Source organism: Candidatus Clostridium stratigraminis, assembly GCF_045310675.1.
Classification (GTDB): Bacteria; Bacillota; Clostridia; order Clostridiales; family Clostridiaceae; genus Clostridium_AT; species Clostridium_AT stratigraminis.
Window position 1 is genome coordinate 1 of the sequence record NZ_JBJHZZ010000017.1, and the last position, 20,625, is coordinate 20,625.

General features: G+C 31.3%; 19 protein-coding genes. 11 read left to right on the forward strand and 8 right to left on the reverse strand.

Annotation, left to right across the window (positions count from 1 at the left end; translation table 11 throughout):
- Window positions 1-175 precede the first annotated feature (175 nt).
- Entirely contained in the window at window positions 176-370 is a 195-nt protein-coding gene (locus ACJDUG_RS15745; protein ID WP_406770821.1) for a cold-shock protein, read from the reverse strand.
- 67 nt (window positions 371-437) lie between these two features.
- Window positions 438-905 (reverse strand): 2-C-methyl-D-erythritol 2,4-cyclodiphosphate synthase, encoded by a 468-nt coding sequence (gene ispF, locus ACJDUG_RS15750; protein ID WP_406770822.1) that lies wholly within the window; start codon window positions 903-905, stop codon window positions 438-440.
- A 346-nt stretch (window positions 906-1,251) separates the two neighbouring features.
- On the opposite strand from ispF, the gene ACJDUG_RS15755 reads away from it, so the two are divergent.
- The 4 genes from ACJDUG_RS15755 (at window position 1,252) to ACJDUG_RS15770 (ending at window position 6,229) form a co-directional block, all read left to right on the forward strand.
- Complete coding sequence (locus tag ACJDUG_RS15755) at window positions 1,252-3,333, forward strand: sensor histidine kinase (RefSeq protein ID WP_406770823.1); 2,082 nt, start codon at window positions 1,252-1,254, stop codon at window positions 3,331-3,333.
- A 16-nt stretch (window positions 3,334-3,349) separates the two neighbouring features.
- Window positions 3,350-4,081, forward strand: a complete 732-nt coding sequence (locus tag ACJDUG_RS15760; protein ID WP_406770824.1) for an ABC transporter ATP-binding protein — start codon at window positions 3,350-3,352, stop codon at window positions 4,079-4,081.
- The gene (locus ACJDUG_RS15765; protein ID WP_406770825.1) at window positions 4,071-5,255 is read left to right on the forward strand and encodes an ABC transporter permease; all 1,185 of its coding nucleotides are present in this window, start codon (window positions 4,071-4,073) and stop codon (window positions 5,253-5,255) included. The genes ACJDUG_RS15760 and ACJDUG_RS15765 overlap by 11 nt, the downstream gene beginning before the upstream one ends.
- Window positions 5,256-5,647: 392 nt before the next feature.
- Window positions 5,648-6,229, forward strand: coding sequence for a class D sortase (locus tag ACJDUG_RS15770; protein WP_406770826.1), 582 nt, complete (start codon window positions 5,648-5,650; stop codon window positions 6,227-6,229).
- Window positions 6,230-6,572: 343 nt separating this feature from the next.
- On the opposite strand, the gene rluF is transcribed toward ACJDUG_RS15770, so the two are convergent.
- Window positions 6,573-7,349: a 23S rRNA pseudouridine(2604) synthase RluF gene (gene rluF / locus ACJDUG_RS15775; RefSeq protein WP_406770827.1), complete on the reverse strand. Its 777-nt coding sequence runs from the start codon at window positions 7,347-7,349 to the stop codon at window positions 6,573-6,575.
- Window positions 7,350-7,612: 263 nt separating this feature from the next.
- Between rluF and ACJDUG_RS15780 the strand changes: the two genes are divergently transcribed.
- Entirely contained in the window at window positions 7,613-7,840 is a 228-nt protein-coding gene (locus ACJDUG_RS15780; RefSeq protein WP_406770828.1) for a glutaredoxin family protein, read from the forward strand.
- Window positions 7,841-8,085: 245 nt separating this feature from the next.
- Window positions 8,086-8,628: an NADH peroxidase gene (locus ACJDUG_RS15785; RefSeq protein WP_406770829.1), complete on the forward strand. Its 543-nt coding sequence runs from the start codon at window positions 8,086-8,088 to the stop codon at window positions 8,626-8,628.
- A 43-nt stretch (window positions 8,629-8,671) separates the two neighbouring features.
- Here the strand turns inward: ACJDUG_RS15785 and ACJDUG_RS15790 are convergent, their stop codons facing one another.
- Together ACJDUG_RS15790 and ACJDUG_RS15795 are read right to left on the reverse strand one after the other, a co-directional pair.
- The gene (locus tag ACJDUG_RS15790) at window positions 8,672-8,857 is read right to left on the reverse strand and encodes a hypothetical protein (protein ID WP_406770830.1); all 186 of its coding nucleotides are present in this window, start codon (window positions 8,855-8,857) and stop codon (window positions 8,672-8,674) included.
- An 11-nt stretch (window positions 8,858-8,868) separates the two neighbouring features.
- Window positions 8,869-9,111 (reverse strand): metal-binding protein, encoded by a 243-nt coding sequence (locus tag ACJDUG_RS15795; protein WP_406765751.1) that lies wholly within the window; start codon window positions 9,109-9,111, stop codon window positions 8,869-8,871.
- Window positions 9,112-9,336: 225 nt separating this feature from the next.
- Between ACJDUG_RS15795 and ACJDUG_RS15800 the strand changes: the two genes are divergently transcribed.
- The 4 genes from ACJDUG_RS15800 (at window position 9,337) to ACJDUG_RS15815 (ending at window position 13,152) form a co-directional block, all read left to right on the forward strand.
- Window positions 9,337-9,912, forward strand: coding sequence for a nucleoside recognition domain-containing protein (locus ACJDUG_RS15800; protein WP_406770831.1), 576 nt, complete (start codon window positions 9,337-9,339; stop codon window positions 9,910-9,912).
- 11 nt (window positions 9,913-9,923) lie between these two features.
- Entirely contained in the window at window positions 9,924-10,448 is a 525-nt protein-coding gene (locus ACJDUG_RS15805; protein WP_406770832.1) for a spore maturation protein, read from the forward strand.
- A 324-nt stretch (window positions 10,449-10,772) separates the two neighbouring features.
- Window positions 10,773-11,498, forward strand: a complete 726-nt coding sequence (locus tag ACJDUG_RS15810; RefSeq protein ID WP_406770833.1) for an ABC transporter ATP-binding protein — start codon at window positions 10,773-10,775, stop codon at window positions 11,496-11,498.
- Window positions 11,491-13,152, forward strand: a complete 1,662-nt coding sequence (locus ACJDUG_RS15815; RefSeq protein WP_406770834.1) for a putative ABC transporter permease subunit — start codon at window positions 11,491-11,493, stop codon at window positions 13,150-13,152. Before ACJDUG_RS15810 ends, ACJDUG_RS15815 begins: the two co-directional genes overlap by 8 nt.
- Before the next feature lie 96 nt (window positions 13,153-13,248).
- Here the strand turns inward: ACJDUG_RS15815 and ACJDUG_RS15820 are convergent, their stop codons facing one another.
- The 3 genes from ACJDUG_RS15820 to ACJDUG_RS15830 all read right to left on the reverse strand — a co-directional run bounded on the left by ACJDUG_RS15820 (window position 13,249) and on the right by ACJDUG_RS15830 (window position 17,153).
- Window positions 13,249-16,176 carry an insulinase family protein gene (locus ACJDUG_RS15820; protein ID WP_406770835.1) on the reverse strand — a complete coding sequence of 976 codons (2,928 nt, stop codon included), beginning with the start codon at window positions 16,174-16,176 and terminating at the stop codon, window positions 13,249-13,251.
- Window positions 16,177-16,246: 70 nt separating this feature from the next.
- Window positions 16,247-16,450: a hypothetical protein gene (locus ACJDUG_RS15825; RefSeq protein ID WP_406770836.1), complete on the reverse strand. Its 204-nt coding sequence runs from the start codon at window positions 16,448-16,450 to the stop codon at window positions 16,247-16,249.
- A gap of 10 nt (window positions 16,451-16,460) precedes the next feature.
- Window positions 16,461-17,153 (reverse strand): DUF2334 domain-containing protein, encoded by a 693-nt coding sequence (locus ACJDUG_RS15830; protein WP_406770837.1) that lies wholly within the window; start codon window positions 17,151-17,153, stop codon window positions 16,461-16,463.
- Window positions 17,154-17,297: 144 nt separating this feature from the next.
- Between ACJDUG_RS15830 and ACJDUG_RS15835 the strand changes: the two genes are divergently transcribed.
- On the forward strand, window positions 17,298-20,582 hold the full coding sequence (locus tag ACJDUG_RS15835; RefSeq protein WP_406770838.1) for an SNF2 helicase associated domain-containing protein: 3,285 nt from the start codon (window positions 17,298-17,300) through the stop codon (window positions 20,580-20,582).
- Window positions 20,583-20,625 lie beyond the last annotated feature (43 nt).

A 20,625-nucleotide genomic window follows, 5' to 3' on the forward strand; every position in this document is an offset into this window, starting at 1 on the left:
ATAATAAAACAGCCTCCTATGATTTTTTATTTTATCATAGAAAGCTGCATTTTACAGACTTTTCTTCACAGGCTCCAAATTTTAATTAATAATAACTCCTTCTGCGTCTTGAGTATTTCCTTTATATTTCCCTGCCAATGCTTTTTAAAAATTCTATATATAATCTTCTTTAAAATTAATAAATTTTTACATTAGCAGCCATAGGCCCTTTTTTTCCTTCTACTAGTTCAAATTGAACTTCTTGACCAGACTCTAATTGCTTATCCATAAGAACTGCACTATGATGAACAAAAACGTCCTCTCCTCCATCTTGAGCAATGAAACCAAAACCAATTCTTGGATCAAACCATTTTACCACACCTGTTTCCATGTAACTCACTTCCTTTGCATAATAAAATTATTCAAAATTATTATGCCAAAAGTTTTAGTTTATCATACTATTTTAATAAACATATACTTTGTGAGGAAATGCCTTCACCTCTTCCTGTAAAACCCAAACCTTCTTCAGTGGTTGCTTTTACGTTAACTTTATCCTTTGGAATTTCTAAAGCATTCGATATATTTTCTACCATAGTAGAAATATGAGGAGCCATTTTAGGCATTTGAGCTATAATGGTAGAATCTATATTTACTATTTCATAGCCTTTATCTTTAACAAGCCTTCCAACTTCCTTAAGCAAAAGCAAACTAGAAACTCCTTTATACTTTATATCAGTATCAGGAAAGTGCTTCCCTATATCTCCAAGAGCGGCCGCTCCAAGTAGGCTATCCATAATTGCATGTAAAAGTACATCAGCATCTGAGTGCCCTAAAAGTCCTTTTTCATATTTAATATTTACTCCGCCGATTATAAGCTGCCTTTCTTTCACTAATTTATGTACATCATAACCCATACCTATCCGCATAGCATCAACTCCTTTGTATTTCTTATTATTCTCACAAGTATTATCAACCTTTGATTTGATACCTTTATTTCCGCTGCATATAAATACATTAATATTTGTTACACTTACTTTTAATTATATTTATATTCTACCATAAGTAAATTTTTAAATGAAGAATGAAAAAGGTCGAGAAACCATGAAAAATAAGGAACGAATTTAAGAATAAAAATCATTAAATAGCTTTCAATAAAAGGGATTAATAGGTAAAATATAAAATAGATATATCAGGCATAAGTTACATATAAGTTTTGAATTTAAATATAAATTTAGAGAAGCAGTATTTGGTGGTAATAACAGGAGGATAAGGATGAAGTTTAAATTGTCTCCTAAGGGAAAAAAAATCATCATTGGTATTACTTTTATTTTATTTATAATTATTACTTACATAATTAGCACTGAAAGTTATAATCTAATTCAATATGCAATTGAATTAGCTACTATTATCATTGGTTTTAGTATATTTATAATGGCGAAAAATACACATAAAGTATCCCAAAACAACTACTTTTTATTTCTTGGGACTACTTTCTTTATAGTATCTGCCTTTGATATAGTACATATTTTAACTATAATGAATATGTCAATATTCAATTATGATACTACAAATATTTCACTGCAATTAAGAGCTGCTGCTAGATGTTTTCAAGCTAGCTCTTTGATTGTCTTTAGTATTCTCTTATCTAGGGAAGAAAAACCGGTTAGAATTAATCGCATAATAAATATATATTATATAACAGCCATAATATTTTTAAGTGAAATAATATACGGGAATTTAATTTTTAAGCATAATTTATATAATATTAGGGATCTACCAATTAAATATATTAGTGAAGCAATTATCTGTGCTTTTTTTCTAATTGCATTAATATTAATTGTTAAAAATAAGAAGAAGATGCATGATGACATAATATTATATTTGCTATTATCAGTTTCATTTTTACTATTTTCTGAGCTTTGTTTTACCTTTTCTAAAAATAGCTATGATGTCTTAAATATCTCTGAGCATATAGCCAAATTAATCAGCTATTATCTTATTTATAAGGCGATTATTCAGACTACACTTGAAAATCCTTATAATATTTTATTTTATAAGTTAACAGAGACAAATAGCAGCCTTGAAATTAAGACCAGACTTTTAATGCAAATAAATAAAAAGCTAAACGGTGAAATAAATGAGCGTAAATCTATTGAAGAAAATTTAAGAGAAAGCAAAAGAAAATACCAAGTACTATTAGATTACCTTCCATTTGCAGTACTTACAAATACAGAAGGGAAAATAGCATATGTTAATAATGCTGCCTTAAGTCTTTTAAAAGCTAAAAAGTATAAGGACCTTTTAGGGAAGGATATATCAGAGATAATTCATCCTGAATTTCGCGATTTATCCATTCAATCTATAGAAGAAGGGTATGAGAATGATTCTAAAGAAATGCATGAATTTAAATTTATTGCCATGGATAATTCAGTTATTGATGTAGAAATCAAAGCTGTTCCTCATATTTTTAATGATAAGGTTTCTAGCCTGATTGTAATAAGGGATATAAGTGAAAGAAAAGAGGCGTTAAAGAAGGAAGAAGCTTTAAAGGAAGCAAAAGAGTACGATAGAATTAAAAATGAGTTTATGGCGAACATATCTCACGAACTTAGAACTCCTCTTAATGTAATATTTAGTTCTGCTCAGATTATTGAACTCTATTCACAAAACAATAATAACAACGAAAATAGTAAAAATATATTAAAATATTCTAAGAGTCTAAAGCAAAATTGTAATAGAATGTTGAGGTTAGTTAATAATTTAATAGATTTAACAAAGATTGATTCTGGTTTCTTAAAGCTTAATATGCAAAATCATAATATAGTAAATGTTGTGGAGGAGATAACTCTTTCTGTTGCAGAATATATTGAAAATAAAAAAATTAACTTAATATTTGATACCGATATAGAAGAAAAATACATGGCCTTTGACGTGGACATGATTGAGAGGATTATCCTTAATCTACTATCTAATGCCGTAAAATTCACACCACCTGAAGGTAATATTAAAGTAAGTATAAGTGATGAAGATAATTTTATTACTATATCCGTTAAGGATTCAGGTATTGGTATTCCAAATGATAAGCTTGAAATGATTTTTGACCGTTTTAGACAGGTGGATAAATCCCTTACAAGAAATACTGAGGGAAGCGGAATCGGCTTAAATCTTGTTAAATCACTTATAGAATTACATGGAGGAGAAATTAAGGCTTATAGCACTGAAGGGGTTGGAAGCGAATTTATTATTAAGCTTCCTGTGACTCTAACAGCAGAAGATGAGGTGGCTGCGGCTATAGACATTAGAGAAGAAAAGGTTGAGAGAATTCATATTGAATTCTCAGATATATATAATTAATTTAGCGGGGGAAAGTATGATTGAAGTAAAAAATTTAAGTAAGGCATTTAAAAACATAATGGCTGTAGACAACATTAGTTTTAAGGTTAGCAATGGTGAAATAGTTGGACTTTTAGGTGAAAATGGGGCAGGAAAAACAACTACCTTAAGACTCTTAGCTACTATGCTAAAACCTACAGGTGGAACTGCAGCTATTAATGGATATGATATTGTAAAGGATGCAGGTAAAGTAAGAGGTGAAATTGGAATTCTTTTTGGAGGAGAAGTAGGACTTTATGATAGGCTCACAGCAAAGGAAAATATAAAATATTTTGCAGAGCTAAATGGAATGAGTAAAGAGGAAACAGATAAAAGTATAAACAATTTAACTGAAATACTAGAAATGTGTGAATACATAAATAGACGAGTTGGAAAGTTCTCTAGAGGCATGAAGCAAAAGGTTGCAGTTGCACGTTCCATAGTTCATAAACCAACAGTAATGCTTTTTGATGAGCCTACTGCAGGCCTAGATGTAACTGCCTCAAGAATCGTACAGGATTTTATAATAAAATGTAAGGAAGACAACAAGGCCATAATATTTTCAAGCCACAGCATGGCTGAAGTTGAGAAATTATGTGATAGAATAGTCATTATTCATAAGGGGAAAATTTTTGAGGAAGGAACTGTGGAGGATTTTAAAAGAAAATATAATAATGAAAACATGGAAGACATATTTATGCAGTTAGTGGGTGATAGTAATGGGAAATAATATTATTTGGATAGTTTTTAAAAAAGAATTGATAGATATCTTTAGAGATAAGAAAACACTCATTATGAGCATATTAATTCCTCTTATAATTTTCCCGGTACTTTTTGGAGTCATTGGAAAAAGTATTGATAAAAATACAAAGCAGGTGGAAAATAATTTAAAGATTGCAATTATAGATGAAAGTGAAAATAGTAGTTTAGCAAAGTTTTTAAAAGAGCAAAAGAATATAAATGTTATAGCCTCAGCAAATATTGCTGAAGATGTTAAAAACGGAAAAATTTTAGCTGCCCTGCAAATTCCAAGTGATTTTGATGTGAATATGGGAAAGGAAACTGCAGTAAACATAAAATTAACTTATGATAACTCAAGTCAGCAGTCTCAAATGACTATGAGCAGTATTAATTCCTATATTGATGCCTATTCAAAGGCTATTGTTGCTGAAAGACTTGGAAAAAGAAACATAAGTGCCGAAATATTAAATCCAATTAAGGTAGAAACTATAACCTCAGTTAAAGAAGACGAAGGAACAGGAAAGCTAATGCTTTCATTAATGCTTCCTCTACTCCTTGTTGTATATAGTGTTTCAGGACCTATGAGTGCTGCTGTAGATTTAGGTGCCGGAGAAAAAGAAAGAGGAACCTTGGAGCCATTGTTAACCACTCAAGCGGGCAGAATGTCCTTATTATGGGGAAAATTTTTAGCCATTACAATAATGGGACTTATAAGTACCTTATCATCTTTAGCTGGCCTTTTTATTGCAATGAAACAAAAGAATGGATTTTTTAATGGGGCTCAAGGAAGTTTAAGTACAGAGGTTATCTTATTAATAGGCTTAGTTACATTGCTGCTTACTATGGTATTTGGAGCCCTTGAATTATCAATAAGCATTTATGCAAGATCCTTCAAGGAGGCACAAACCTATATAGCTCCGCTTCTGATGATATCCTTTATACCCACATACGCTACTTATATGCTGGACGCAAAGAGTATAGACAATTTCTACTTTCATATACCCCTTGCAAATGCTGTATGTTTATTAAAAGAATTTATAGCGGGTATTTACAATTATTCACACATTGGAATTACCTTTGGTTGGATAACGGTATATATTGTTACAGCAGTTTTATTTGCAAGATACATGTTTAGTAAAGAAACTGTAATTTTTAGAACCTAAAAGGCTCGCCCTAGGTATTAATGGCCTAGGACGAGCTTTTCACATAGTTGATTTATTATAATTGTTATTATATTGCGGTTTCTTATTATGTCTATCCTTATAATAAAATAAATTTTTAATTTTATTAAGTAATAAAGAAAAAAACTTTTTAAACTTAGCCCTTCTTTTTTGTGCTGCAGTGAAATTGACCTTAATTATATTATTTCTCATAAATGCACCGCCCCCCAAATATTAAATCCCCTTTTTACTATTATAGCATGTTCATGAAAATATAGGAATGTATTTCCAAAATTTTCTGACAAGTTTTATTTCTTTTATGATATAATTAATATAACTAAATATGTAGTATTTTAGATTAATTACTTAAAAAGCTTTAATAATGAGGTGAAGAAATGAGAAGAAAAATTGGTATTATTTTTATCGTAATTGGACTAGCAGTTATAGGAACTGCATTTTATATGAGGTATAGTGCAGAAAAAGTGCAAAGGGCAATGATAGATAGTTTTGAACATACTATAGAAGATATTGATAAAGGAAGTAATGATGCATCCCCTTCTGAAAAGCCGCCCATTGATGATATTAGTGCAGCTATTGGTATTATGAAAATCCCTAAAATTGATTTAAAGGTGGCAATTGGTGAAGGGATAGATAATAAAACCTTAAAATATGCTGTAGGGCATTTTACAGGTACTGCAATGCCTGGAGAAAAGGGTAACTTTTCTGTAGCAGGTCATAGAAGTTATACCTATAGTGAATACTTTAATAGATTAGATGAACTAAAAGATGGAGACGAAATTATTGTACAAACTAAAAAAGGGGAGTTTACTTATAAAATCTACGAAAAGGAGGTAGTTGAACCTACTGAAGTATCTGTACTTAACAGTACTAAGGATGCTACTATTACTTTGGTTACATGTACACCTATAAGAATAGCAACCCATAGACTTATCATTAAAGGAAAGCTGGAAGGGTAAAAAGTTATCCACAAGATATCCACATATAAGTTAATAATGTGTATAAATCAGCAAATATTTAGCTAGAAACCTAGAATATAAACAATGATTTTTGTTAAAATGTATAAAAAAGATAATTCAGCATAATACATTTTTGAATATTAACATCATATTAACAAGTTACACACAGTATATTGTGGATAATGTTGAAAGAATAATTAAAATTAAGATAATTCATGAAATATTATGTGCAAATTTTAGAATAAATACCTGTAAACTAACAGGTATTTATCTTTTTTCAGACAATTAATAGTAATTATTATGTAAAAATAACAACTTATCAACATTACTGATGTGGATAATGTTAATAATTCTTAGAAGCTTCTTCTGTTTTTGTTGAGTTAGCAATTAGATTATTTAAGGTTATTAATTCTTCACTTGTTAAGTCTCGCCACTTCCCTATGGACAGATTTTTTAGGTTGATGTTCATTATTCTAAGTCTTTTAAGCTTTGTTACTGTAAAGCCTAGAGCCTCACACATCCTTCTAATCTGCCTGTTTAAACCTTGAGTAAGAATAATTCTAAAGGTATATTTGCCTTCTTTTTTTATAATACAAGGTTTTGTAATTGTATTTAATATTCTTACACCTTTTGACATGCAGTCTAAGAATTCTGCAGTCAGGGGTTTATCCACAGTAACTACATATTCCTTGTCATGATTATTTCCTGCTCTTAATATCTTATTTACAATATCTCCATCATTAGTTAGTAGAATTAAGCCTTCAGAGTCTTTATCTAGCCTTCCTATAGGGAAAATTCTCTTTTCATGATTAATATAATCTACTATGTTGCCTTTTATTTTATGTTCAGTAGTACAAGTTATGCCAACAGGCTTATTAAAAGCTAAATACACAAGGTCTTCTCTATTTTTAAGAAGCTTACCATCTAGCTTAACTATATCAGATAGCTTAACCTTTGATCCAGTAAGCGCCTTTATATCATTTATTGTGACTCTCCCTTGCTCAACAATCTTATCTGCTTCTCTTCTAGAGCAAAAACCCATTTCACTAATGAATTTATTAATTCTTACTTCAGATGTTTTTTCTTTGTGATTTATGATACTTTCTTTATTAATAACCATATTAACCTCTCAAACTCTATTTAGAAATAAAATTTATAATATCTTATATTATTGTATAAAATTCTTATGAATAATCCAACCTAAAAATAATATTTGACAAAGAAATATAGTAGATATAAAATATAATTAATAATTATTATCAATTGATATTGACGTAAGATTATTGTAAAGAGGTTAAAGTCCTAAAAGGGCTTTAATGTATAATTTGTGAGTGGAACGAAGGTGGTTGTTACCCTATGTTCCGACAAAAGGAGGCAAGTGTAATGAAAAATGTAGTAGTTTATACTTCAAATACATGCACATATTGTGCACAAGCAAAGGAATATTTAAAAGATAACAATGTGGCTTATGAAGAAAGGAATATTAAAGAGCCTGCTTTTAGAAAAGAATTAATGGCAATGGGTTTTATGAGTGTTCCAGTTATTAAAATTGATGATGAAACAGTTTTAGGTTTTGACAGAGAAAAAATAGATTCAATTTTAGGACTATAATAAATGACTTCTAAATAATTAAATATTAAAGCTACTTTTATTTCTTATAGCAGCTTATGCTGTGAATTACTACAGCAATAAAAAAGTTACTGAAAAAGTAACTTTTTTTATTTTCCATATTGACAAAGTTTCCAAATGTGATATTATAATACATGTAGGAAGTAATTATTAATTAATAATTACTATTAAAAATTTAATTGTTAAAAAATAATATTAATTATAAAATGAAAGTGGAGGAATGAAAAATGAAAAAATTTGTATGTAAGGTTTGTGGTTATATTTATGAAGGAGAAGCAGCACCAGAAAAGTGTCCAGTATGTGGAGCACCTAGCGATAAATTTGAAGAGCAAGCAGGTAATTTAGTGTGGGCAGATGAACATAGAGTTGGTATTGCTAAGGATTTAGATGAAAGAGTTGTAGAAGGATTAAAAGCTAATCTTCAAGGAGAGTGCTTTGAAGTAGGTCTATATTTAGCAATGGCAAGACAAGCATTTAGAGAAGGTTATCCAGAAGTTGGTCTTTACTATGAAAAGGCAGCTTACGAAGAAGCAGAACATGCATCTAAATTCTGTGAACTATTAGGTGAAGTAGTTACAGATTCAACAAAGAAGAACCTTGAGATGAGAGTTGCTGCTGAAAATGGAGCTACAGCTGGAAAGAAAGAACTAGCTACTTTAGCAAAAGAATTAGGCTACGATGCTGTTCATGATACAGTACATGAAATGGCAAAGGATGAAGCTAGACACGGAAAAGCATTCCTAGGTTTATTGAACAGATATTTTAAATAAAATTGAATAAATAAAAAATGACTCGAGACATCGAGTCATTTTTTTATATAATTCCTTCGGATTTTAAAATAGATTCAAGTTCAGTGAGTTTTTTAGTTAAAATTAAAAACTTTTCCTTAACAGCATCTTTTACAAGCTCTTCACCATTTAAATTGCTTTCCATTTCTTCAATAGTTTCTAATGCTTCATTAATATCATTTTGAACTTTTTTTAAATTGTCTTCCTTCATTGTATTCTCCTCTAATTTAAATTCATTTTCAATTTGCTAGTATGCTTCTCATCAATAAATGGGGCGATGAATTCAAAGGCTCTTTCGTGGCCACAGTTTGAACAAACACAAGAACAAATATCAAAAGGTATATCGTCAATAAGAGCTAGCTCTATTTCCTCAGTGATAAAATCACCGCCGCAAACTTCACATGGTGTATGATTTATTACCTTATATTCGCTTTCAATATATTTCATTATTTCCCTTACGGTCATAATATCCTCCTAGCATTCCTTATTAGCACTCAACAATTATTTATTGTTGAGCTCCAAATCATTAGAATATATAAATGGTATCACTTTATTGTTACAAATGCAATAATTCTTCATTCTCCATTCTTAATTCCTACTTAATTCTCATATATATTAAAAGTAACCAATTTTCTCTATAAAATAACTAATGAAATATTTATTTAGATAAAAAGTAAGGGAGGATAAAAGTTGATAAATGTAATTTGGTTTGTAATTTTAACCTTTGGCTTAGGTTTTGGACTTATCACAGGTAAGGGGGATATAGTTTCCAAGTCTGTAGTTACTACGGCTGGTTCAACAGTAGAATTTATAATTAAGCTAGCTGGGCTTATGTGTATTTGGTGTGGAATTATGAAAATAGCTGAACAAAGCGGCCTTACTGATAAATTAGCCAAGCTTTTAAGGCCGCTGCTAAAACATATTTTTAAGGAGGCAGCAAAGGATGAAAAAGCTATGGGGGCCATTGTTATGAACCTAACTGCCAATATGATGGGCCTTTCTAATGCAGCAACTCCCTTTGGAATTAAGGCTATGGAAGAAATGGATAGATTAAACAAAGACAAGGGAATTGCAAGTAATGACATGGCATTATTTTTAGTTTTAAATGCTGCATGCATTCAGCTAGTACCAACCACCGTATTGTCCATAAGGGCAGCAACCGGCTCTTCAAATCCAGGTGCAATTATTATCCCTGCAATGATAGCTACATTAGCAGCGGCTATTATGGGAGTGATATTTGCTAAAATTCTGCAAAGATATTTTTAATGGAGGCTTTTATGATTTTTAACTATATAATTAAATCAATAATGGCAATAATAATTTTAGCAACTGTAGTTTATGGAATGATAAAAAAGGTAAAGGTATATGAATGTTTTGTTGAGGGAGCTAAAGATGGCTTAAACATCTGCCTTAGGATTTTTCCTTACCTACTAGCAATGCTGGTAGCCATAGCTGCATTTAGAGAATCAAAGGCTTTAGATTATTTTATAGCTATTGTAAAGCCAGTAGTAAAGCTAATAGGGCTTCCTCCAGAAATAGTACCATTGGTGCTTGTTAAACCCCTTTCAGGGAGTGGAGCACTTGGGGTCCTTTCTGATTTATTATTAAAATATGGGCCGGACAGCCACATAGGTATGCTTTCTTCCATCATCATGGGAACTACTGAAACAATTTTTTATACACTTACAGTTTATTTTGGTGCTGTAGGAATAAAAAAAATCAGACACACTCTTTGGGCAGCAATGTTAGCTGATTTTGTTGCAATAATTATGGCTATAACTTTGGTAAGATTAATTTTTTAGTTATTACTTTTAAAGCTTTATTTAGCTTAAAGTAAGTATTAGAAATACTTCAGCAATATTGGAAACGTTGCAAAATAAAGAAAGCTGGAGATAATATAAGCTTGTAATAGCTTAAATAATAAAAGTTAACTAGCAAAGGGAAATAAGTTATTAAATAACTCTTAATGCTGACTAGTCTAGCTTGATTCCATAGGAAAGTACATATATAATAATGACATAGTTGTTAAAGTATTTACATAATTACAAAATTTAACACTATAATATTTATTTTCTGTAGATTAATATTAATAATGTTTATGAACAGAAAAGATACGGGGGAAAATTATGATTGAAATTAGTAATGTAAGTAAAAGTTACAATGGCACTACAAAAGCTGTAGACAACTTAAATTTAACAATTCCTAATGGTTTAGTATTTGGCTTCTTAGGACCAAATGGAGCTGGGAAAAGTACAACAATAAAAATGATAACTGGTATTTTAAATCCAGACAGCGGGGATATCAAAGTAAATGATATAAGTATAAAACAAAAACCACTTGAGGCCAAAAAACAATTTGGTTATGTTCCGGATAATCCAGATATGTTCTTAAGACTAAAGGGGTTAGAGTATTTAAACTTTATGGCAGATATTTATGAAGTACCTAAGGAAGTGCGAAAGGAAAGGATTGAAAACTTAGCGAAAAGATTTGAGCTTTCTGATGCACTTGGAGATAAAATACAAAGCTATTCTCACGGCATGAGGCAAAAAATAGTTTTAATGGGCGCACTAATTCATGATCCCTCTGTGTGGGTGTTAGATGAGCCAATGACTGGACTTGACCCTAAAGCATCCTTTACCTTAAAGGAAATGATGAGGGAACATGCTGAAAATGGAAAGACTGTATTTTTCTCAACTCATGTATTAGAAGTGGCTGAAAAGATTTGTGATAAGGTTGCAATTATTAACAAAGGAAATGTTTTGTTCTGCGGAACACTTGAGGAAATGAGGGAGCACTTTAAATCAAATGAATCCTTAGAAAATATGTTCTTGGAGCTTACTGAAAATGAATAAGTTTTTGACCTTAACAAAGGTACTTTTTAAAAGCACTGGTGAGAGTTTAATACAAAAGGACAAAAAGAAGCTCCCAAGAACTATTGGACTTTTAGTATTACTTGCCATAGGTTTTATTCCAATGATAATCTCCTTTGTTGCCATGGCTGCAGCTTCCTATAATGGACTTGCGATGATGGATCAGGAAGGCATTATTATTTCCTTTGGAGTAGTGGCTGCCTGTTTAATTGTATTTATATTTGGTATTTTTTATGTAATGGCTACTTTTTATTTTTCCTCGGATATAGAAAGCCTTCTGCCGCTGCCATTAAAACCTTCTACAATTTTAGGTGCTAAATTCACCGTAGTACTTATATATGAATATTTAACAGAACTATTATTTATGCTTCCTATATGCGTTACTTATGGAGTTTTAAGCCACTCAGGAATTGTATTCTATCTATATTTAATAGTTACCTTTCTAACCTTACCTATAGTTCCACTTGTACTAGCAAGTTTTATAAGTATGATTATAATGAGGTTTACTCCTTTTGCAAAGAATAAAGATGCCTTTAAAACTATTGCAGGCATATTGGGACTTGCAATTGCCTTAGGAGTTAATTTTGCATTTCAAAGACTTGGTTCTAGTATGAGTAACGAAAAGCAAATGCTTGATCTTATGACAATGGGAAATAATTCTTTGATTCAAACGACTTCTAGCTTGTTTCCAACAGCTAAGCTTGCAACTACTGCATTAGTCTTTAATACATCTTTAAATGGACTACTAAATATGCTTTTATATTTAGTAATTACAATTGCCCTTTTAGCTGTTCTATTAATCTTAGGGGAGGCTATATATTTTAAGGGGGTAATTGGAATTTCAGAAGCAGCCTCAAAAAGGAAGAAGCTTAGCAGTAAAGAATTAGACGAAAGCACTGCTCAAAGCTCTGCTTTAAAGTCCTATACTATAAAGGAACTAAAACTTTTATATAGGACACCAGCCTATTTTATGAACTGCGTGCTAATAACTTTCTTATTACCAATATTTTTATTAATTCCTTTGTTTTCAGAGAAGAAACTAGGCCTTCAGCTAAACGCGGCAAGAACGTTTCTTAATCAGCCTGTAATTCCCGGAGTTTTAATTGCAATTGCTTTCGGGGTAATGGTATTTATTTCCGTAACAAACCCAACTGCTTGTACTGCAATATCCAGGGAAGGGAAAAATTTATTTACATGTAAATACATGCCTATAGGTTATGGAAAGCAAATAGCAGCGAAAATACTATCAGCAATTATGCTAAATCTTATAGGTGTAGGCCTTTTAATAATAGCAGCAATGGTAATATTAATACCCCCAGTATATCTATTGCTTCAGTTGATTATAATTGCAATTTTAGTAGTATTATTTTCAGCTTTTCTAGGAATTTTAATTGACTTAACCTATCCAAAGCTAGATTGGGATAATGAACAAAGAGCTGTAAAACAAAATATGAATGTTATTATTACAATGCTTTTAGGTGTTGTAATAGCAGGCCTAACTATAGCTGCTATAATCTACTTTAAATTAAGCTTATGGCAAGCCTTTGGGGCTATAGTTATAGTTTTCGGGGTTCTAGACTGTATTTTGTATTGGCTTGTAAGCACCTATGGTGTTAATAAATTTAAGAATATTTAAAGGCGCAGCAAAAGAAACGTAACTCTGCCGCGCAAGAAACATCCCTATGACACACTAAAAAAAGTGAATGGAGGCTATAGCCTCCATTCACTTTTTTTATTCAAAGACGCTTACTGTTATTCCAAAGATGCCTTTATTTGCTTTGATTTTTTCCTCGTTTCCTAAAACACAGAAATAATTTTTTTGCATTGTTTCTTCAACTAGATTGGAAAATGCTTTAATATCTTCTACCTTTGTACTTAATATCTCGTCTCTTTCTTTTTGTATATCTTCCTGTTTTATATGTCTTATATAATACTCATCAGCAACTATACCCTTCATTGCTGGAGTTAGAGGAGAGTCATGCTCACTAATAGTTCCGATTATATATTTTGTCATTTCCCTATTATCTGCATTAAAGCCTTCTACAAATTTTCCTGCTTTATTGTAAGCATCTAAGGTTTCAACTATATTTGGATCTCTATAAGAGGCAAATACTGCGTTACCGCCCCACTGGAAGCTGGCGAAGGCCCCATAAGCACCGCCTTGTACTCTCACTCTGTTCCATAGATAATCATAGCCTATTATTGTTTTTAAAACCTGAAGGCTGCCGGAATACTTATAACCAAGGTCCTTAAAGTTAAAGGCCTTCGCTACATATTGAACATCAGAAGAAGTCATAAGTCCTTCGTTAAATGCCCTAAGGTCAAAGCTATACTGTACAGTTGGAAGGTCTTCGTTATTTAAATTAGCATATAACATATTGAAGCTTTCTTCAAAACTTGAGTAGTCTTTTTCCTCACCTGTAAAGCTTAGTAGTAAATTTGTCTTATTGAATATACCATTACACATAATTGTAAGTACTTTAGAAACTTCCTCAAATTTTTCATCATAATTTTTTTCAATATCAGTTATAAATTTATAGTAGGAAAGTCCCATTAAGGTTTCTTCATACTTTGCTACAGGTGAAAAATATGAAGTGGCTCTTTTTGAAGCTATAGTGTGCCCTCTTTGAAGCATCCTCATCTCAATACGAGATTTAAGCTCTTCAATAATTTCACGCATTCTATCCTTATCTTGAAATTTTGTGTTTCTAGTAATTTCATTTATGATTTCCATTAACTTTGGAAGCTTATCTATAAGCACCTTGGCTCTTATGGATAATTTAGGATAATAGGTTTTGCTGCTGCCGTTTTCTGCAAAGCTATCACCTGAAAATCTTATTCCACCTGTATTAATGTTAATTAAATTTGAAAGCTCCTCATAGCTGTAATTTTCAGTTCCAAGTTTTCCAAGCATTGAGCATAATAAACTTATGAATGGAAGTCTATTTTGAGGAACTACTGTTGAATCAAAGTAAATATTTATATAGCCTATGCCGCTTGTGAAAATTGGATGAAATAAAACCTTTGTTTCATCAATACTTTTTTCTATAGTTGGAAGGACATCTGCTTCAGGTGCTATATCCTCTAAGGATAAAAGGGGCAGCTTTTCTAAGTCTTTTTGACTATCAGGAGTTTCCTGTCTCTTTTTTAAATTTTTAGTTTCTTCTATTATATTATTCAAATCTGCTTCTGATAGATTTGATTTATAGGCAGCAAGCTTATTTCTTAAGGCTTCAGATTTTTTCTCAGACAAGCCTTTCATTGGCTTAACAACTACTAAAGCACAATGATTGTTATTTAAAAGATGTTTTTCTATAAGTTTTTCAAAGTAGTTTGTAGTTAAGGCTTGCTTAATCCTTTCTAAAGTTTCCTCATATTCTAAGTGCATAACTGGATCACTATCATAAAGCCAGCTGTCCATGCACTTTATTCCATAGATAAGCCCCTTTGGATAACCTTCAAATTCTGCTTCTCTAAGCTGGAATTCCTTTATGTTAATTGAAGATTCTATAAGAGCTTTATCAATGCCATTAGTTACTAAATCCTTTAGAACTGTGTATACTATTTTCTTAAATTCCTCAATTTTGTCTTCATTGGAATTTTTAATAACTACACTAAAGGTTGGCTGAAGCACGCTGTTGTCGTAGGAACCAAAGACATCCTTACCAAGCCTTGCAGCTATAAGTGCCTTTTTAAGTGGTGCTGCAGGGGTCTCTAAGAGCAGGTGCTCCAAAATATCAAAGGCTAAGTAAAGCTCCTTATCTGTTGCTTTTCCTATTGCAAAGTTTAGGCTTAAAAAGGTTTTATCTTCTTCCTTCTCCTTTTCAGATATTGGGTAATTTAAAATAAGCTTTTTTTCTTCTTTAAAAGGCTTTTGCTCTTTAATAGAAGAATCAACATTTATCCTGTTAAAATTCTTTAAGTATTCGTTATCAATGAAGCTTAACTTTTCTAATATATCCATATCTCCATATAAGAAGATATAGCTGTTAGAAGGATGATAATATTTTTTATGAAAGGCGATAAAATGCTCCTGTGTTAATTCAGGTATAAATTCAGGGTCACCGCCGGATTCATAGCTATAGGAATTATCAGGGAAAAGTGCTTCCTGCACCTTTCTCATAAGTATGGATTCAGGGGAAGATAAGGCACCCTTCATTTCGTTATAAACTACACCTTTGTATGTAAGTTCTCCGTCCTTTGTTTCAAGCTCATAATGCCAGCCCTCCTGCATCATGATTTCTTTAGTCTTATAAATATTTGGATAAAATACAGCATCTAAATAAACATCCATTAAATTATTGAAATCCTTTTGATTCCTGCTTGCAACAGGATACATTGTTTTATCTGGGAAGGTCATGGCGTTTAAAAAGGTATTAAGAGATCCTTTAACAAGCTCTACAAAAGGTTCCTTTGAAGGGAACTTTCGTGAACCGCAGAGCACGGAATGCTCTAAAATATGGGTAAGTCCGCTGTTATCTTCTGGAGGAGTTCTAAAGCTTATGGAAAAAACCTTATTATCATCCTCATTTTGCAGATAAAATAGCTTTGCTCCAGATTTTATATGCTCAAAATACATTGCAGTAGAATTTAATTCTTTAATTTGTTTTTCTCTAAGAAGTTTAAAACCGTTATATACTTTATTTATTTCTAAACTCATAAAATAAGTCTCCTTTCGCTACCTTCTAAACTTATAATGTGCATAATATGGTATTTATATTATAAACTCATTATAAATTATTTATTATTATAAAGCTATATCCTTTGTATTCTAGATCATTAATAATTTGATGAAGAGCAGAATGCTGTGAATAAGTATAAGAGGTATATCCATTTGCTTCTTTTATTATTTTAATATTATTAAATTCAATATTAGGATGAAAGAAAAAACTTGCTATAACTCCTGATTTTAAGATGCTTATTTTTTTAAACATAATAGGGAGATTACTTTTTCCATCTATAATTGAAATTATTTTCTATTACCTTTAACTGATCAGAGGTTCTGGAATAATGAAGGGTTTCAAAAAAATCAATTGGGATATTAAGCTTTTTTGCTGATTCTTTTGCCATATCGATTCTCTTTAAAGCAAATCCATTTGTAAAAGACTCTTTATTTTTTGAATTCCTAAATTCAGCGCTAACTATGCTTCTTTCATTGCCAGCTTGATGTGTATAGCCATGTAGTCCAATAATACCACCTCTACTTATGAAATAGTCCAAGGTATATAAAAAGTCAGCGTTATTTAAGGAGTTTATATTGGCCAAATCATTATCTATATGCTCTTCCATTTCATTATCTATGTATCTTGGTACCCATGCAGCATGAAATGGTACTCCCTTTGAATAAAGATAATCTGCAATTATTCTCAGTTTATATTTAGCTTCGGCGGTGTGGTATCTATAGGTTTTCCCTGCTGCTATATCCTCAAGTCTTAAAAGAGCGGTCTTATTTGAATTATTTTTCTTTGAAACAGATAAAACTTCTTTGTTTTTATAAAAGAAAATGGTATTTTTATCATAATCAAAGCTAGGCTTAATACCAAATATATTAGTAAAATCAAATAAAGAAATATAAGATGTATTCTCAAAGTATATTATTTTCTGCATAAATCTATACGTAAGTTTATCTTTTTTCATAAAATCCTCCAGATTAATGATGGGGATATATATGGGTTTTTAGCAATTATTTTTAATTGTTTAAATTAATATAACTTTATTTATTTTATTATTTTGCTTTTTTGTATAAAATATAAGTTATGAAGTAAAAATTGAGGTGTAAAAATGTTTGATATAGATGAAAATAGACTTAAAGAGGCAGCAGGTAAGGTAATGTATGCTAGGGGCCTGGATGTTTATTTAAGAAATAAAATAAGAAGCTTGGATACTGAGAATGAAGAGGAAAATGGCAAGGAGAGGCTGATAGTAAAATCAGTTGTACAATCCTCCTATGGCTTGGATAGTTATAATGTTATAGTTAGTATCCCTAAAGACTTTGGAACTTTAGGCTATACCTGTGACTGCAGCTATGGAAAGAATAATAATAATATATGCAAGCATTCAGTGGCAGTACTTTTAAAGTGGTCAAGGGAAAAGGATAGAATCTTAAAAAAAGAAAATAGAGCCCTAAGCAGAAGGACAGAGGAACTTATAGAATATTTTAAAAGCTCTATGAAAAATAGGGAAATGGCGGCCTACAAAGAGCTCAATTTAGAGATAAAATATGAATTTGAGGCTGAGTATGAAAGGGTTTCCTCAATTGAACTAAAGATTGGAGAAGAAAGAACCTATGTAGTAAGAGGTATGAGGGATTTTTTATCAGCAATATATAAAAAAGATAGAGAGATAGAGTATGGTAAGAACTTTACCTTTAATCCCCTAAATCAAGGTTTTAAGACTGCAGATAAGGAACTTATTGGTCTGCTGCTTGAAATATATGAATTTGATGCCCTGTTTTCAAATGGTGGTTCAGCTTCAAGGTATTGGGGCGCACCTCCTGCAGCCATTTCAGGCAAGAAAATTTACTTAACAGATTCTCATACAAAGAGATTTTTCGAAATTATGAAAAAAAGAAGCTTTGATGCTATAATAAATAAAATTCCTTGTAATAATATTTCTGTGCTTGAAGAAAATATGCCCTTAGAATTCGATATTAAACTTAATAAGAATTCTTTAATTATAAAACAGGAAAAGGAGATTCCAGTGCCCCTGACGGAAGATGGAAGCTACTTTTTTTATGAGAAGAATATATATAATGTAGACGGTGAGCAGTCAAGAATTTACATTCCATTTTTTAATGAAATTAATAAATCTAAAACTTCAAATTTATCCTTTAATAAAGAAGAGCTAAGTAAAATTGCTTCTTATATATTGCCCAATTTAAAATATATAAGCAAAAATATTAGAATAGATAAGACATTAGAAAGCAGTCTATACGAAGAACCCTTAAGTGCCATGATCTATTTAGATAGACCTAATGATGGAATTACTGCGGATATAATATTCAAATATGGAGAAGAAGAAATAAGTCCCTTTAATGAAAAGGATAAGGAACAAAGTTCCAGGGTTCTAGTAAGAGACATTAATAAAGAACTTCAATTAACATCAATATTAGAGGCAGCTGGTTTTGAAAAGACAAGAACTAATTATCTTTTAATGGATGAGGAAGCACTAGTGGGATTTTTAGCTGAGGGAATTAATAAAGTTCAGGAAATTGCTGAAGTATATTATTCTGATAGCTTTAAAAACATGAAAATATATACTTCTTCCAATATAAAATCCAGCATAAGGCTAAATGATGAAGACCTACTAGAATTCTCCTTCAATATTGAAGGAGTAGAAAAAAGTGAATTAAAAGACATTCTTGATGCCTTAAGGCAAAGAAGAAAATATCATAAGCTTAAAAAAGGCGGCTTTGTTGCCCTTCAAAGTAAGGAACTGCAGGATATGGGCAGCATGCTGGATTACTTAGATGTTAAGGATTCTGAATTAGAAAAAGATAAAATCATATTAGCAAAATATAATGCACTATACGTGGATCAGGCTTTGAAAGGCAGCAATATAGCTGTTATAGAAAGGAATAAAAAATTTAGAGAGCTAGTAAACAATATAAAGGAAGTTCAAGATTTAGACTTTAAGCTTCCAGAACATTTAGAAGGAATTATGAGAGGTTATCAAAAGTTTGGCTTTAAATGGTTTAAAACCTTAGCCAGTTGCGGCTTTGGCGGAATTCTGGCAGATGAAATGGGATTGGGTAAAACCCTTCAAACCATTGCCTTCATAGAAGCAGAGGTTATAGAAAATGAAGAAGAAAAAAAGCCATCTCTAGTAATAGCACCAAGTTCGCTAGTTTATAATTGGAAAAATGAAGTGGAGAAATTTGCACCTAATTTAAAAGCCTTGATTATTTCAGGTTCAAAGGATGAAAGAGAAGAAAAAAGAAAGGAAATTGAGGAAGCAGATTTAGTTATAACCTCATATCCGCTTATTAGAAGAGATATTGAAGATTATAAGGAAATAAGTTTCAGGTACTGCATTTTAGATGAGGCTCAGCAAATTAAGAATCCAACCTCCATTAATGCTCAGTCCGTTAAAGATATAAAGGCTAAAGGCTACTTTGCCCTTACAGGAACTCCAATTGAAAATTCATTGACTGAGCTATGGTCTATTTTTGACTTTATAATGCCTGGCTACCTTTTAAATCATAATAAATTTTTAAGGAAATATGAAACTCCAATAGTTAAGAATAAGGATAATACAGCTTTAGAAGAACTAAATAAGCATGTTAAACCCTTTATTTTAAGAAGACTTAAAAAGGATGTAATAAAGGAACTGCCTCCTAAAATAGAACATAAACTTATAGTAGAAATGACAGAGGAACAAAAGAAACTCTACGCAGCCTATATAGCAGAAGCAAAAAGCGAAATAGACAGTGAAATTAAAGAAAAGGGCTTTAATAAAAGTAAAATTAAAATTCTTTCTACTCTTACTAGGTTAAGACAGATTTGCTGCGATCCTTCTACCTTTGTGGAAAATTATAAGGGGGAAAGCGGCAAACTTATGGCCTTAGATGACTTACTAGAGGACAGCATTAATGAAGGACATAGAATACTATTATTTTCACAATTTACCACAGTGCTTAAAAATATAGCAAAAAGGTTTCATAAAAACGAAATAAGCTATCAATACTTAGATGGGCAAACTAAAATAGAAGATAGGGGAATTAGAGTTAAGGAATTTAATGAAGGCAAAGGCAGTGTATTCTTAATATCACTTAAGGCAGGAGGAACCGGTCTTAATCTTACCGGGGCTGATGTTGTAATACACTTTGACCCCTGGTGGAATCCGGCAGTTGAGGAACAAGCAACAGACAGAGCTCACAGAATTGGACAGCATAAAACTGTAGAGGTAATAAAGCTAATTGCACAAGGAACCATAGAGGAAAAAATATATAATCTTCAGGAAAAGAAAAAGGCCATAATAAATTCTGTAATGAGTGAGGAAAGCACAGAAGAAAGCTTAATTTCACAAATGTCACAGGAGGATATTGAGGAATTATTCAGGGTTTAAAAGGATTAAGAATGACATTTGTAATCTTATGCCGAAAAGCTCT

Coding starts and splice junctions, on each gene's coding strand:
- ACJDUG_RS15770 (WP_406770826.1), top strand. CDS start 5,648: ATGAGAAGAAAAATTGGTATTATTTTTATCGTAATTGGACTAGCAGTT.
- ACJDUG_RS15760 (WP_406770824.1), top strand. CDS start 3,350: ATGATTGAAGTAAAAAATTTAAGTAAGGCATTTAAAAACATAATGGCT.
- ACJDUG_RS15785 (WP_406770829.1), top strand. CDS start 8,086: ATGAAAAAATTTGTATGTAAGGTTTGTGGTTATATTTATGAAGGAGAA.
- ACJDUG_RS15825 (WP_406770836.1), bottom strand. CDS start 16,450: ATGTTTAAAAAAATAAGCATCTTAAAATCAGGAGTTATAGCAAGTTTT.
- ACJDUG_RS15745 (WP_406770821.1), bottom strand. CDS start 370: ATGGAAACAGGTGTGGTAAAATGGTTTGATCCAAGAATTGGTTTTGGT.
- ACJDUG_RS15765 (WP_406770825.1), top strand. CDS start 4,071: ATGGGAAATAATATTATTTGGATAGTTTTTAAAAAAGAATTGATAGAT.
- ACJDUG_RS15780 (WP_406770828.1), top strand. CDS start 7,613: ATGAAAAATGTAGTAGTTTATACTTCAAATACATGCACATATTGTGCA.
- ACJDUG_RS15805 (WP_406770832.1), top strand. CDS start 9,924: ATGATTTTTAACTATATAATTAAATCAATAATGGCAATAATAATTTTA.
- ACJDUG_RS15810 (WP_406770833.1), top strand. CDS start 10,773: ATGATTGAAATTAGTAATGTAAGTAAAAGTTACAATGGCACTACAAAA.
- ACJDUG_RS15755 (WP_406770823.1), top strand. CDS start 1,252: ATGAAGTTTAAATTGTCTCCTAAGGGAAAAAAAATCATCATTGGTATT.
- rluF (WP_406770827.1), bottom strand. CDS start 7,349: ATGGTTATTAATAAAGAAAGTATCATAAATCACAAAGAAAAAACATCT.
- ispF (WP_406770822.1), bottom strand. CDS start 905: ATGCGGATAGGTATGGGTTATGATGTACATAAATTAGTGAAAGAAAGG.
- ACJDUG_RS15820 (WP_406770835.1), bottom strand. CDS start 16,176: ATGAGTTTAGAAATAAATAAAGTATATAACGGTTTTAAACTTCTTAGA.
- ACJDUG_RS15835 (WP_406770838.1), top strand. CDS start 17,298: ATGTTTGATATAGATGAAAATAGACTTAAAGAGGCAGCAGGTAAGGTA.
- ACJDUG_RS15790 (WP_406770830.1), bottom strand. CDS start 8,857: ATGAAGGAAGACAATTTAAAAAAAGTTCAAAATGATATTAATGAAGCA.
- ACJDUG_RS15830 (WP_406770837.1), bottom strand. CDS start 17,153: ATGAAAAAAGATAAACTTACGTATAGATTTATGCAGAAAATAATATAC.
- ACJDUG_RS15815 (WP_406770834.1), top strand. CDS start 11,491: ATGAATAAGTTTTTGACCTTAACAAAGGTACTTTTTAAAAGCACTGGT.
- ACJDUG_RS15795 (WP_406765751.1), bottom strand. CDS start 9,111: ATGACCGTAAGGGAAATAATGAAATATATTGAAAGCGAATATAAGGTA.